The 12,960-nt window shown below is 63.4% G+C and carries 10 protein-coding genes and 1 pseudogene; 8 read left to right on the top strand and 3 right to left on the bottom strand.

Annotation, left to right across the window (positions count from 1 at the left end; all coding sequences use genetic code 11):
* Positions 1 to 66: 66 nt before the first annotated feature.
* The 4 genes and pseudogenes from AYR47_RS27205 (at position 67) to fecE (ending at position 3,735) form a co-directional block, all read left to right on the top strand.
* Positions 67 to 981 carry a Fe(3+) dicitrate ABC transporter substrate-binding protein gene (locus tag AYR47_RS27205; RefSeq protein ID WP_420492079.1) on the top strand — a complete coding sequence of 305 codons (915 nt, stop codon included), beginning with the start codon at positions 67 to 69 and terminating at the stop codon, positions 979 to 981.
* A gap of 2 nt (positions 982 to 983) precedes the next feature.
* Positions 984 to 1,973, top strand: coding sequence for an iron-dicitrate ABC transporter permease FecC (gene fecC / locus AYR47_RS27200; protein ID WP_033901709.1), 990 nt, complete (start codon positions 984 to 986; stop codon positions 1,971 to 1,973).
* A pseudogene (locus AYR47_RS27195) lies at positions 1,970 to 2,939 on the top strand (iron chelate uptake ABC transporter family permease subunit). The gene fecC and the pseudogene AYR47_RS27195 overlap by 4 nt, the downstream one beginning before the upstream one ends.
* 4 nt (positions 2,940 to 2,943) lie before the next feature.
* Positions 2,944 to 3,735, top strand: a complete 792-nt coding sequence (gene fecE, locus AYR47_RS27190) for a Fe(3+) dicitrate ABC transporter ATP-binding protein FecE (RefSeq protein WP_033901707.1) — start codon at positions 2,944 to 2,946, stop codon at positions 3,733 to 3,735.
* 20 nt (positions 3,736 to 3,755) lie between these two features.
* Here the strand turns inward: fecE and AYR47_RS27185 are convergent, their stop codons facing one another.
* Genes AYR47_RS27185 through AYR47_RS27175 form a run of 3 tightly spaced genes read right to left on the bottom strand, consistent with a single transcriptional unit; the run spans position 3,756 to position 8,199 of the window.
* The gene (locus tag AYR47_RS27185; protein WP_033901706.1) at positions 3,756 to 4,679 is read right to left on the bottom strand and encodes a sulfonate ABC transporter substrate-binding protein; all 924 of its coding nucleotides are present in this window, start codon (positions 4,677 to 4,679) and stop codon (positions 3,756 to 3,758) included.
* The gene (locus AYR47_RS27180; protein ID WP_033901705.1) at positions 4,676 to 6,007 is read right to left on the bottom strand and encodes an LLM class flavin-dependent oxidoreductase; all 1,332 of its coding nucleotides are present in this window, start codon (positions 6,005 to 6,007) and stop codon (positions 4,676 to 4,678) included. The genes AYR47_RS27185 and AYR47_RS27180 overlap by 4 nt, the downstream gene beginning before the upstream one ends.
* Positions 6,008 to 6,009: 2 nt before the next feature.
* Entirely contained in the window at positions 6,010 to 8,199 is a 2,190-nt protein-coding gene (locus AYR47_RS27175; protein ID WP_061449055.1) for a TonB-dependent receptor, read from the bottom strand.
* A gap of 207 nt (positions 8,200 to 8,406) precedes the next feature.
* Between AYR47_RS27175 and AYR47_RS27170 the strand changes: the two genes are divergently transcribed.
* From AYR47_RS27170 to AYR47_RS27155, 4 genes are all read left to right on the top strand, one after another.
* On the top strand, positions 8,407 to 9,447 hold the full coding sequence (locus tag AYR47_RS27170; RefSeq protein ID WP_061449054.1) for a LacI family DNA-binding transcriptional regulator: 1,041 nt from the start codon (positions 8,407 to 8,409) through the stop codon (positions 9,445 to 9,447).
* A 252-nt stretch (positions 9,448 to 9,699) separates the two neighbouring features.
* Positions 9,700 to 11,361 carry a type II secretion system ATPase GspE gene (gene gspE, locus AYR47_RS27165; protein ID WP_420492078.1) on the top strand — a complete coding sequence of 554 codons (1,662 nt, stop codon included), beginning with the start codon at positions 9,700 to 9,702 and terminating at the stop codon, positions 11,359 to 11,361.
* Positions 11,358 to 12,554, top strand: a complete 1,197-nt coding sequence (gene gspF / locus AYR47_RS27160; protein WP_061449052.1) for a type II secretion system inner membrane protein GspF — start codon at positions 11,358 to 11,360, stop codon at positions 12,552 to 12,554. The genes gspE and gspF overlap by 4 nt, the downstream gene beginning before the upstream one ends.
* Before the next feature lie 13 nt (positions 12,555 to 12,567).
* Positions 12,568 to 12,957: a type II secretion system protein GspG gene (locus tag AYR47_RS27155; protein WP_016978124.1), complete on the top strand. Its 390-nt coding sequence runs from the start codon at positions 12,568 to 12,570 to the stop codon at positions 12,955 to 12,957.
* The last annotated feature ends 3 nt before the right edge of the window (positions 12,958 to 12,960 follow it).

Below are 12,960 nucleotides of genomic sequence, written 5' to 3'. Positions count from 1 at the left end.
AGTACCCGCCGTTTTCCCCAGCCTGTCTAGCCGGGGTGTTTTAACGCCGAGGTCCTTGTCATGCGAATGCTGCGCTCCATCCCCTCCCTTGCCGCCTGTGTGTTGGCGTTGTCTTCAAGCCTGCTGAGCGCCGCGCCCATCGACCTCAACGACGGCCAGCACGCCGTGCATCTGCCCGATGCACCCAAGCGCGTCGTGGTGCTGGAATTCTCTTTTCTCGACAGCCTGGCCGCCGTCGCGGTAACGCCCGTCGGCGCTGCCGATGATGGCGATGCCAACCGCGTGTTGCCCCGTGTGCGCCAGGCCATCGGCCAATGGAAGTCCGTGGGCCTGCGTTCGCAGCCGAGCATCGAGGAAATCGCCCGACTCAAGCCGGACCTGATCGTTGCTGACCTCAACCGTCACCAGTCGTTGTACAACGACCTGGCGAGCATCGCGCCGACCCTGTTGCTGCCGTCACGTGGCGAGGATTACCAGGGCAGCCTGAAATCCGCCGAACTGATCGGCAAGGCGCTGGGCAAGAGCGAACAGATGGAAGCGCGCATCCAGAAGAACCGCGAAAACCTCAAAGCCATTGCCCAGCAGATCCCGGCCGGCGCCAGCGTGTTGTTTGGTGTCGCCCGTGAAGACAGTTTCTCCGTGCACGGCCCGGACTCCTACGCCGGCAGCGTGCTCGAAGCCATCGGCCTCAAAGTCCCCTCGGTGCGCGCCAACGCCGCGCCCACCGAGTTTGTCAGCCTGGAGCAACTGCTCGCCCTCGACCCCGGTTGGTTGCTGGTCGGTTATTACCGTCGCCCGAGCATCGTCGACAACTGGAGCAAGCAGCCGCTGTGGCAAGTGCTGGGCGCGGTGCGTAATAAACAGGTCGCTGAAGTGGACGGCGACAGCTGGGCGCGCAATCGCGGTGTGCTGGCTTCGGAGCAGATCGCCGAAGACGCGCTGGCGATTCTCAAGGGCGGTAAAGCCGTACTGAGCCAATAAGCATGGGGCGAAGTCTCGCGGCGGCCGGCATTGTGCTGCTGGGTGCCGGGTTGTTCTGGCTGTCGCTGTACAGCTGGTCGCCGTTCACGATCACGGCGACGGATGCGTGGAATGGCCTGGTTCACCAGGGTAGCGTGGGCGGCAATATGGCCTACATCGTCGCCCAATTGCGCGTGCCACGGGCGCTGTGTGCTGCGTTGGTCGGCGCCTGCCTGGGCTTGGCCGGTGCGTTGATGCAAGGCATTACCCGCAACCGCCTGGCCTCGCCATCCTTGTTTGGTGTAACGGCCGGGGCGGCGTTGGGTTTGGCGCTGTTTTCCACCGGGTTGGTCGCGCCGCCGTTTGCCGGTGGTGCGTTGTTGATGACGTGCCTGGGCGGCGCGTTGGCCTGGGTCACGGTGTTCAGCCTCGGCGGCGCCTGGTCGCCGACCACCGCCCAAGGGCGCCTAGTACTGGCCGGTGTGGCCGTGGCCGCGTTGTGTGCGGCATTGACCCGGCTCACGGTGATCCTGGTCGAGGCCCAGGCGCAAAGCGTGCTCAATTGGCTGGCCGGTTCCCTGGCCAATGTCGGCGCCGCGCAGGTGCAACTGCTGTGGCCGTGCACCTTGATCGGCGGCCTGTGGGCGCTGTGGTGCGCGCCGCGCCTGAACCTGATCAACCTTGGCGAAGACGCCGCGCGCTCCCTGGGCGTGGGCATTGCCAGCCTGCGTTTGCAGGTGTTCATCGCCAGCCTGTTGCTGGTCGGCGCGAGCGTCTGCGCGGTGGGGCCGATCGGGTTTGTCGGGCTGATCGCGCCGAATATCCTTCGCCAGTTTCTCGGTAATGACTACCGCTGGCTGATCCCGCTGAGCGCGGCATTGGGGGCGGTGATCGTGCTGGGCGCCGACCTGCTCAGCCGCGCCGTGGCGTTTCCGGTGGAGACCCCGGCGGGTGTGGTCACTGCGCTGATCGGCGCGCCGTTCTTCCTCTTTCTTGCCAGGCGCGCCCTATGACTCGGCCACCCTTGCGTTTGTGGCTGCTGCTCGGGCCTGTTGCTGCTGGCGACGTTGATCAGCCTCAGTGCCGGCACTGTTTGGCTCACGCCAGACACCGTGCTGGACCGCCTGCTGGCCCACGACGCCCTCGACTTCGAAGTCTGGAACCACCGCCTGCCGCGCAGCCTGATCGCGATCCTTGCAGGTGCAGCCTTCGGCCTGGCCGGGGCGATCGTGCAGGGTGTGATCCGCAACCCGTTGGCCTCGCCGGAAATCCTCGGCGTGACCCAAGGCGCCGGGCTGGCGCTGACCGTGGCGATCATCAGTTGGCCGCATCTGCCGATTGTATGGTTGCCGCTGGTGGCTTGCCTGGGCGGGGCGGGCGGCGCGTTGCTGCTGGCGCTGTACAACACCGGGGTGAGTTTTTCCGGTGTGCGGTTTGCCCTGTCCGGGGTGGCGATTGCGGTGACTTTGTCCAGTGTTACCGAGTTTCTGATCCTGTCCCATCCGCTGGATATCAACACCGCGTTGCTCGCTCTCACCGGCAGCCTGTGGAGCCGCAACTGGCACCATGTGGCGCTGATGTTGCCGTTCCTGGTGCTGATCCCGTTGGGGCTGTGCCTGGCCAAGCCGCTGAACCTGATCGCCCTCGGCGATGAAGCCGCCCATAGCCTCGGCACGCCACTCAGTCGCACACGCTGGCTGGCGATGGCCTGCGCGGTGCTGCTGACCAGCCTGGGCGTGGGGGTGATCGGGCCGATCGGTTTTATCGGCCTGGTCGCGCCGCACATGGCGCGGCGGTTGGTGGGTGGGCATCACCAACACCTGTTACCTGCGGCGATGCTGATCGGTGCGTTGCTGCTGGTGCTGGCCGACACGTTGGGGCGCACGTTGATCGCGCCCAGCGAAATCCCCGCCGGGGTGCTCACGGCGGTGATTGGCGCACCGTATTTTCTTTGGTTGCTGGCACGGTTCAAGGGCTGATCACATGAGTATTCTTCACGCACGGCAGCTCGACATTGGCTACGGCACCACGCGCATCGTGCAAGGCCTGTCCTTTGCGCCGCCGACCGGAAAGGTCACCGCCTTGATCGGTCCCAATGGCTGCGGTAAGTCGACCCTGCTCAAGGCCTTCGCGCGCATTCTCAAACCGACCCAGGGCGAACTGATCCTGGATGGCCAGGCCTACGCCAGCCTGTCTGCCCGCGAGTTGGCGCGGCAGATCGCGTTCTTGCCGCAGGTGCTGCCGGTGCCCGAGGGCGTCAGCGTGCGCCAGTTGGTCGCCTATGGCCGCAGCCCGCATAACTCGCTGTGGGGGCGTTTGAGCGGCAGTGATCAAACTCACGTGACCCAAGCCATGCAGCGCCTGGAACTGGACGTGTTGGCTGATCGCGCATTGGCCGATCTGTCCGGCGGCCAGCGTCAACGCGCCTGGCTGGCGATGGTGTTGGCGCAGAATGCGCCGGTGGTGTTACTGGATGAACCCACCACCTACCTCGACATCAGCCATCAAGTCGAACTCATGGACTTGATGGGCGAACTGGCCGCTGAAGGCAAGACCGTGATCACGGTGCTGCACGACATCAACCAGGCTTGTCGGTATGCCGACCACCTGGCGGTGATGCACGGCGGCAAGTTGGTGGCTGATGGTGCGCCGCAGGCAGTGATTACTGCTGAGTTGATGAGGCAGGTGTTTGATGTGCAGGTGCAGATCATCAATGAACCGGTGTCCGGCACACCGATGTGCGTGGTGGAAAAAAGCACCCGTTTTCAAGCCTGACGCGGGTCAAATGTGGGAGTTCAGTTGATTTCCACTGCTTTCTTCACGTCGATTGCCTTGGGCAACAGGCGGTTCTGATAAAACAGATCCGCCGTCGCCTGCTGCGCCGCGATGATCGTGTCGTCAATCGGCAAGATCGGCGAAGGCGGGCGGTTATCCATGTAACGCGCAATCACCTCAGCAGGCAGTCCCATAAAGCCGGTCAGCACCTTCAAACTGTCTTCACGCTGGCTGCGGGTGAGCGCTTCGGCAGCGCTGAGCTCATCTAGCAGGTCATGTACAAACACGCCATTGGTCTTCGCATAGTCGCGTCGCGCGGTATACACCGGCCCGGATAAACCCAGGCCTTCACCATTGGCCAGCACATGGCTGGGGCTCTGGCTCAACGCCAAGGATGAATAGGGCTCCCAGATCGCCCAGGCATCCACGCTGCCGCGCTCAAACGCCGCGCGCGCATCGGCAGGTGGCAGGTACACCGGCTGGATATCCTTGTAGCTCAGGCCGGCTTTGTTCAGGGCGCGCAGGATCAGGTTGTGGGAACTGGAACCCTTCTGGAAGGCGACTTTCTTGCCCTTCAGGTCCGCGACTGAATGCAACGGGCTATCGTTGCGCACCAGGATGGTTTCGGCGCTGGGCTTGGGCGGTTCGGCGCCGATGTAGACCAGGTCCGCACCCGCCGCCTGGGCGAACAGTGGCGGGATGTCGCCGGTCGAGCCAACGTCCAGTGCGCCCACGTTCAGTGCTTCCAGCATCTGCGGGCCGGCGGGGAATTCGATCCACTTCACTTTGGTCTGCGGGAAGCGTTTTTCCAGCAGGCCATGCTCCTTGGCGAGTACCAGGGCGATGGAGCCTTTCTGGTAACCGATGCGCAGGGTGGTGGGGTCGGCCGCCAGTGCGGTTTGAGTGACGGCCAGCAGGGCGAGTAACAGCGCCGGAATCTTCATGCATCGTCCTTTTTGAAGCGGTTTTCGGGGCGCGCCAAGCCGAGGTTTTCACGCAAGGTGGAGCCGGTGTATTCGGTGCGAAACAGGCCGCGCCGTTGCAGCTCCGGCACGACCCATTGGGCGAAATCCTCCAGCCCACCCGGAAGGTGCGGCACCAGGATGTTGAAACCATCGGCAGCGCCGTTTTCGAACCAGCGTTGTAGCTCATCGGCGATCTGCGCGGGCGTGCCGATCAGGCTGTAATGCCCGCGCCCCCCGGCAATCCGTCGGCCCAACTGAGCGAGGGTCAGTTGTTCGCGGTGGGCCAGGTCACTGAGCAATTGTTGACGGCTGCGTTGCCCGCTGTCGGTCAGCGGCAACTCCGGCAACGGCCCGTCCAACGGGTAGCCGGACAAGTCGAAATTACCCAGCATGCGTCCCAACAGGGCGACCCCCACTTCGGGCTCGACCAGGTCCTGGAACGCCTCGAATTTCGCCTGGGCTTCGGCCTCGGTCTGGCCGACCACTACGAACACCCCCGGCATGATTTTCAGCGAACCCGGCTCACGCCCGTATCTTTCAAGGCGCCCCTTGAGATCCGCATAAAACGCCTGGGCGTTCTCCAGCGACGTTTGCGCGGTAAACACCACCTCGGCGGTTTGCGCGGCCAGTTCGCGGCCGGTTTCCGACGAGCCCGCCTGCACGATCACCGGTTGGCCCTGGGGTGAGCGCGCCACGTTCAGCGGGCCCTTGACGCGGAAATGTTCACCGACGTGATCCAGCACATGCAGCTTCGTGGGGTCGTAGTAGTTGCCGCTGGCCTTGTCCCGCATGAAGGCATCGTCTTCCCAGCTGTCCCACAACCCGGTCACGACGTGATGAAACTCCCTGGCGCGGCTGTAGCGCGCGGCGTGGCCGAGGTGTTCATCGCGGCCGAAATTCTGTGCTTCAGCGGCGGCGTCCGAGGTGACCAGGTTCCAGCCGGCACGGCCTCCAGACAGATGATCCAGCGAGGCGAATTTGCGCGCCACGTGGTAGGGCTCGTTGTAGGTGGTGGTCGCAGTGGCGATCAGGCCGATGTGGTCCGTCACCGCACTCAACGCCGAAAGCAAGGTCAGCGGTTCGAAGTGATCCGAACGCGCCATATGGCTGGCGATGTCACTTGTGGCCGCCGCAATGCTATCGGCCACGAACAGCGCATCGAACCTGGCCGCTTCAGCCACCCGCGCCAGGTGCTTGTACTGGGCAACATCCAGCCCGGCATTGGCCGGCACGTCCGGGTGGCGCCAGGCGGCGACGTGGTGCCCGGTGGCCATGAGGAAGGCGCCGAGTTTGAGTTGACGGCTCATGCTTAGAAATCCTTGCGCAGTTGCACGCCGAAGTAACGTTCATCGTCACGGGGCACGGCGCGGTAAATGTAGTTGCCGCCGCTGGCCAGCAGCGGTGAGTAGGATTTGTCGGCGAGGTTCTTCGCCAGGAAGGCGACGCGCCAGCCATTGCTGTAGTCGGCCAGGGCCACGCTGGCGTTCCAGATGCCGTAGGCACCTTGTTTGGTGTCAAGGTTCTGGCTGATGTCGTACTGCACTTCGCTCTGCCAGCTGTAGTCGGTGCCCAGCTCGATGTCCAAGCCGTTATCCAGAGGGATGGTGTAGTCGGCGCGCACGTAGCTTTTCCAGTCCGGGCTGAAAGGCAGCGGCTTGCCATTCACGTTGCAGGTTGCGGCGGCACCGGCCGGGCAGGCGAATTCATCGATGCGCGCGCGGGTGTAGGCCAGGGCACCGGACAGCTTGAGTTGCTGGGTGGCCTGCAAGGCGTAATCCAGCTCGACGCCTTCGGTGCTGACGCTGCCGGCGTTGATCAGGCGCGTCACCACTTGCCCGGCGACCGTGTCGAAAAAGTTGGCTTGGTAGTTGTCGTAATCGCTGTGGAACACCGCCAGGTTGGTGGTCAGGCGGTTGTTCCAGGCGGTGGCCTTGATCCCGGCTTCCCAGGTGTTGGAGGTTTCCGGCTTGAGCGCGTCGGTGTCACGCGGCTGCATATTGAAGAACACGTTGTACGCCGGGCCTTTGTAGCCGCGCGAATAGGTCAGGTAGCTGGTGACGCTGTCGCTGATGTCGTACTGCACACCCAGGCGCCCGGACCAACCGTCTTCGTCCACCGAGCCGGAACTGGACGTGGCCGGCTGAATCCCGCTGACCGTGGTGGCCGAAGTGGAGACGCGGCGGTGATCGTATTTCAGGTCATCGTGGGTGTAGCGCAGACCGGCGATGCCACGAAAGCGCGAGGTGAAGTTCAGCGTGGTCTCGCCGAACACCGCGTAGCTGTCGTTGGTGGTGCTGTAGTCGGCGATGCCACGGTCGGTGCGTGTGGTGGTCGTGAGGGTGCGCTGGTAGGTTTCTTCGTCCTTGCCGTGCATGTAGAACAGGCCGCCGACATATTCCAGGAACTCACCCTTGGGCGAGGCCAGGCGCAGTTCCTGGGAGTACTGGTTGAACTCCAACTGGCCTTTGTCGGCGGTACCGGGGAATGCGGCGGTCACCGTGCCAAGGCGGTCGCCGTCCTGGTATTGGGTGTTGTCCCAGCCACGCCAGGCGGTGATCGACGTCAGGGTGTAGTCGCCGAGGTTCCAGTCCAGCTGGGCGGACAAGCCTTTGTTGATGTCTTGCACATGGCTGCGTGTGTCGGTGTTGATGTCGCGGTTGTCGCTGGAGGCCCGCACCGGGCTCAGCGCGTTGGCGAACGCCGGGGTCAGGGACTTGCTGACCACGCCATTCGGCGCGTCGTCGTGGGACTGCATGTAGTCAGCGATCAGGGTCAGTTTCAAGTCGTCGTTGGGGGTGAATTCCAACTTGCCGCGAATGCCCTTGTGGTTGTAGCCGTTGACCTCCTGGCCATTGTGCTGGTTGTCGACATTACCGTCGTAGCTGCCGAACAGCGTACTGATCGAACCTTTGAGCACATCCGGCACCAGGCTGCCGCCGATGCCGAACCGGGTGCGGCTTTCGTTGCCGCTGTAGAAGGATTGGTCGATATAGCCGTGGGTTTCAGCAGTGGGCGCCTTGCTGGTGATGTTCAGCACGCCGGCTGAGGCGTTCTTGCCGAACAGCGTGCCTTGGGGGCCGCGCAGAACCTCGATGCGTTCCAGGTCGAGCAGGTCGAGGGTGGCCTGGCCGGGGCGGGCGTAGACCACACCGTCGATCACCGTGGCCACCGTCGGCTCGACGCCGGGGGAGGTGGAAATGGTGCCCACACCGCGCACGAACAACGAGGTGTCCTTGTTCGAGGCGCCGGTGCGGAAGTTCAGCGACGGCACCTGCTGCGCGATGCTCGCCACGCTGTTGCGGTTGTCGCGCTCCAGCTGTTCGCCATCGAGGACCGAGACGGCCACCGGGACTTTTTGCAGCGATTCTTCGCGGCGGGTGGCGGTGACGGTCACGGATTTGAGTGTCGGCTCCTGCGCATCGGCCGCAAAGGCACCGGGGGCGGGAAGGGCGGTCAACCCGGCCAGGATCAGGAAAGTGCTGCGTTGGAAGTTGTGCATGCTGTGCCCGCTCGAAAAGAATGCCCTGAACCGCTGCGGTTCTTGCGACCGTCAGCGCCTGTGAAATGTCTTTGGCATTCGCTCGAGCGAGTAGCAGACAACGCGCTTTGTTAGCGCTAACATCGGCATATTGGTAGGTCTGTTTTAGAACGTCAAATACTGAAAAATTAGTCCTATATTCTTTTTGGTTTTTAACAGGATCATCCCGTGAGCGAAGACAAACCGCGCAAACGCCGTGGCGCCGGGCGTGTCACCTTGAATACCGTGGCCCGTCAGGCCGGGGTGTCGGCAATTACCGTGTCGCGTTACTTCAACCAGCCGGAGCAGGTCTCGCCCGAACGCCGCGAGCGCATCGCCGAGGTGGTGGCCGAGCTGGGCTATGTGCCCAACCTGGTGGCCGGCGGGCTGGCCTCGGCACGTGGGCGCATTGTGGCGATGGTGATCCCGAACATCTCGGGGCCGATCTTTGCCAATACCATCCAGGGCTTCAGCGACACCCTCAGCCGGCATGGCTATCAACTGTTGCTGGCGTCCAGTTACTTCAGCGCCGAGCAGGAAGAGAGTGCGGTGCGCGCGTTCCTTGGCTGGTCGCCGGCGGCGCTGGTGCTGACCAGCCGCTTCCACAGCGCGGCGACTGAAAAGATGATCGCCGACGCGGATATCCCGGTGGTAGAGACCTGGGACTACGTGCCCGAACGCGCACCGTTGCAGATCGGGTTTTCCCACTACGAAGTGGGCGTCACCGCCGCGCGTTACCTGCATGCCCAAGGCTATCGGCGTATTGCGTTTGTGCAGAACAGTGCAGCCGGGGACTTCAGCGCCATGGAGCGGGGTGAGGGCTTCGCCGCGACCTTGACCGCGTTGGGTGTGCAGCCCTGGGTCTTCTCTCCTGACCCAGATCGCGCACCCTTCGAAGCGGGTAAACAGGCCATGGAAGTATTGATGAGCCATGCCACGCCGCCGGATGCGATCTTCTTCGCCAATGACAACCTGGCGGCCGGTGGTTTGCTGGCTGGGCAGCGGGCCGGACTGAAGATCCCCGAGAAGTGCGCAGTGCTCGGTTTCGGCGATTACCCGTTCGCCGAAATGCTGCTGCCGAGCCTGAGTACGATCAAACCGCCCGCATTGGAAATAGGTGTATTGGCCGCTACGCGTGTCCTGGAAAGTTTGGGGGTGCTGCCTGTTGAAGATGAAGTAACGCGTTTGAATTTATTGCAGTGCCGTTTGATTGCGCGTGAAAGCGCCTAAGTGGCTAATTGCAACTAGTGGGATGATGGCTATTAGCTGCTAAGGCTCTGGTGCAAGTGTCTTGGCGATTATGTTTATTTTATTCCCCTCCTTCCGGAACTAGGTCTATAACTTCCAGTCGATAACCCCGGCTTACTCTATACGGGGTTGTGGCTAACTAATGGCATGTTTCCGTAGTTTCAAATAGCCATACTTTCTCGCAACACTAGATACCTGAACATTATGTCGTCAGCGCCTATCGATGCCTGCCAGATGCAGATCCCGCACCCCGAACAGGTGTGCGCGTGGCTGATGCAGCATGCCGGGCTGAAAACGGTGGACCTGGAGCGCGCCCGACGCTTGTCCACGGACGACCTGCTGAGCCTGCTGACGCGCTTGGGCCTGGTCTCCGAAGTCGAACTGGCGCGTGCCTGGGCCGCGTTGCTCGACGCGCCGCTGCTGCTGGCCGACGCCGCACCGCCGTTGCTCGATCCCTTGCCTGCACTGACCGAACGCTTCATGCGTCACTATCAAGTGGTGCCCATGGGTTGGAACCACAACGGCCTGCGGGTACTGGCGGCCAACCCTGCGCAACATTATCCGTTCGAGGCCCTGGCCTATGCGTGCCAGGTGCCGGTGTGGCTGGCGATCGGCCCGCGCAACGAAGTCGACACCCTGATCGAGCGCTACTACGGCCAGGGCCGCTCGGCGATGGGCACGCTGATCGAGAACCTCGATGAGCAGGGCGGCACCCAGGAAGATATCGAACACCTCAAGGACATGGCGTCCGAAGCGCCGGTGATCCGGCTGGTCAACCTGATCCTGCAGCGCGCCGTGGAACAGCGCGCCTCGGATATCCATATCGAACCTTTCGAAAGCCAGCTCAAGGTGCGCTACCGCATCGACGGCGTGTTGCACGATGCTGAAGCGCCGCCGGCCAGTTCGTCGGCGGCGGTGATTTCGCGGGTGAAGATCATGGCGCGGCTGGACATCGCCGAACGTCGGCTGCCCCAGGACGGGCGCATCATGCTGCGTATCCAGGGCAAGGAACTCGACCTTCGCGTGTCCACGGTGCCCACCAGTTTCGGTGAGTCGGTGGTGCTGCGCCTGCTGGACCGGCAAACCGTGCAGTTCGACTTCCCGAGCCTGGGCTTCGACGGCCAGCGCCTGGCCACTTTCCTCGACCTGCTGGAACGGCCCCACGGCATCCTGCTGGTCACCGGGCCCACCGGTTCCGGCAAGACCACCACGCTCTACACCGCGCTGTCGCGGCTCAACACCGCCGAGCGCAAGATCATCACCGTGGAAGACCCGGTGGAATACCAACTCGAAGGCATCAACCAGATCCAGGTCAAGCCCGCCATCGGCCTGGACTTCGCCGGGGCGCTGCGCTCCATCGTGCGCCAGGACCCGGACGTGATCATGATCGGCGAGATCCGCGACCTGGAAACCTGCCGCATCGCCATTCAATCGTCGCTGACCGGTCACTTGGTGCTTTCCACCCTGCACACCAACAGCGCCGCGGCGAGTATCACGCGGCTGCTGGACATGGGGGTGGAAAGCTACCTGATCGCCTCGACCGTCAGCGGCATTCTCGCCCAGCGCCTGGTGCGGCGCCTGGACCCGGCCAGCCGCGTGGCCTTTGAAGCGCCGCCGGAACTGATCGCAGAACATGGGCTGGATCGTCTGACCGAACAACGGCCGATCCTGCTCTATCGCGGTGACTATCACGGCCGCAGTGCCCTGACCGAGCTGCTGGTAATGAACGACGAACTGCGCGGCCTGTTGATGCGTCACGCTGATGCCGCCACGTTGGAACAGGCTGCTCGCCGCGCCGGTTTGCGCACCCTGTATGAAGAGGGACTGCGCCAAGCGCTGGCGGGTATTACCTCGTTGGAAGAAGTGCTGCGCGTTACCCGTGGGGACGGCGCGTGAGCCTGTTCAAGTTCCGCGCCCTGGACAGCCACGGTGTGCCGCACAACGGTACGCTGGAAGCCAAGGACCAAGTCGCCGCCGTCGCGACCCTGCACAAGCGTGGCCTGCTGCTGTTGCAGATTGAGGCGGCCGGCAGCCCGTTACTGCGCAACCCACGCGGGCAGTTGAAGGGCGCGGCGTTGGTGAGTTTTACCCAGCAGCTGGCCACGTTGCTGGGCGCCGGCCAGCCCCTTGAGCGTTCCCTTGGGCTGCTGCTCAGGCAACCCGGCCAACCCCAGGTGCGCGCACTGATCGAGCGCATCCGCGATCACGTCAAGGCGGGTAAACCCCTGTCCGCCGCATTGGAACAAGAGGGCGGCAGCTTCTCACCGTTGTACCTGAGCATGGTGCGTGCCGGTGAAGCCGGTGGCGCGCTGGAAAGTACCCTGCGTCAGCTCAGCGATTACCTGGAACGCAGCGAGCGGCTGCGCGGCGAGGTGATCAATGCGCTGATCTATCCGGCCTTCCTGGTGGTGGGCGTGCTCGGTTCCCTGGCGTTATTGCTGGCGTATGTGGTGCCGCAGTTCGTGCCGATCTTCCAGGACCTGGGCGTGCCGATTCCGTTGATCACCGAAGTGATTCTGGCCTTGGGTGAGTTCCTCGGCGCCTATGGCCTGGTGGTGTTGGCCGGGCTGATCGTAGGCGGTGGGGGCTGGGCCGTACGCCTGCGCAATCCAGCATTTCGGGAACAATACGATCGACGCCTGCTCGGCATTCGCGTGGTCGGCCCGTTGCTGCAACGGGTCGAGGCGGCACGCCTGACGCGTACCCTCGGCACGCTGCTCAGCAACGGCGTGGCGTTGCTGCAAGCCTTGGTAATTGCGCGCCAAGTCTGCACCAACCGCGCGTTGCAGGCTCAGGTGGCGCATGCGGCGGAATCGGTAAAAGGCGGCGGCACCCTCGCCAGCGCGTTTGGCAGCCAGCCGTTGTTGCCCGAACTGGCCCTGCAAATGATTGAAGTCGGCGAACAGGCCGGCGAACTCGACCACATGCTGCTCAAGGTGGCCGACATTTTCGACGTCGAAGCCAAGCGCGGTATCGACCGCCTGCTTGCCGCACTGGTGCCGTCTTTGACCGTGGTCATGGCGGTGCTGGTGGCGGTGATCATGTTGGCGATCATGCTGCCGCTGATGAGCCTGACCAGCAATATATGAAGGAGCTTGACCCATGAGAAAACCCCGCCGCCAAAGCGGTTTCACCCTGTTGGAAATGCTTGCGGTAATCGTGCTGCTGGGCATCGTTGCCACCATCGTCGTGCGCCAGGTCGGCGGCAATGTGGACAAGGGCAAGTACGGCGCGGGCAAGGCGCAACTGGCCAGCCTGAGCATGAAGATCGACAGCTACGCCCTTGACGTCGGCGCGCCACCCACCAGCCTGCAACAGCTGGTGGACAGACCTGGCGGCTATGCCAAGCCGTCAGACCTCAAGGACCCGTTCGGGCATGCCTTCGGCTATCGTTTTCCCGGCGAGCACGGCGCCTTCGACCTGATCTTCTACGGCCAGGATGGCCAACCGGGTGGCGAAGGTTATAGCGCCGACCTGGGCAATTGGGAGTAACGC

This window comes from Pseudomonas azotoformans, from assembly GCF_001579805.1.
In the GTDB taxonomy this organism is placed as follows: Bacteria; Pseudomonadota; Gammaproteobacteria; order Pseudomonadales; family Pseudomonadaceae; genus Aquipseudomonas; species Aquipseudomonas azotoformans_A.
This window is presented reverse-complemented; position numbering and strand designations above follow the sequence as displayed.

Coding starts and splice junctions, on each gene's coding strand:
- gspE (WP_420492078.1), top strand. CDS start 9,700: ATGCAGATCCCGCACCCCGAACAGGTGTGCGCGTGGCTGATGCAGCAT.
- fecE (WP_033901707.1), top strand. CDS start 2,944: ATGAGTATTCTTCACGCACGGCAGCTCGACATTGGCTACGGCACCACG.
- AYR47_RS27180 (WP_033901705.1), bottom strand. CDS start 6,007: ATGAGCCGTCAACTCAAACTCGGCGCCTTCCTCATGGCCACCGGGCAC.
- AYR47_RS27185 (WP_033901706.1), bottom strand. CDS start 4,679: ATGAAGATTCCGGCGCTGTTACTCGCCCTGCTGGCCGTCACTCAAACC.
- AYR47_RS27155 (WP_016978124.1), top strand. CDS start 12,568: ATGAGAAAACCCCGCCGCCAAAGCGGTTTCACCCTGTTGGAAATGCTT.
- AYR47_RS27205 (WP_420492079.1), top strand. CDS start 67: ATGCTGCGCTCCATCCCCTCCCTTGCCGCCTGTGTGTTGGCGTTGTCT.
- fecC (WP_033901709.1), top strand. CDS start 984: ATGGGGCGAAGTCTCGCGGCGGCCGGCATTGTGCTGCTGGGTGCCGGG.
- AYR47_RS27175 (WP_061449055.1), bottom strand. CDS start 8,199: ATGCACAACTTCCAACGCAGCACTTTCCTGATCCTGGCCGGGTTGACC.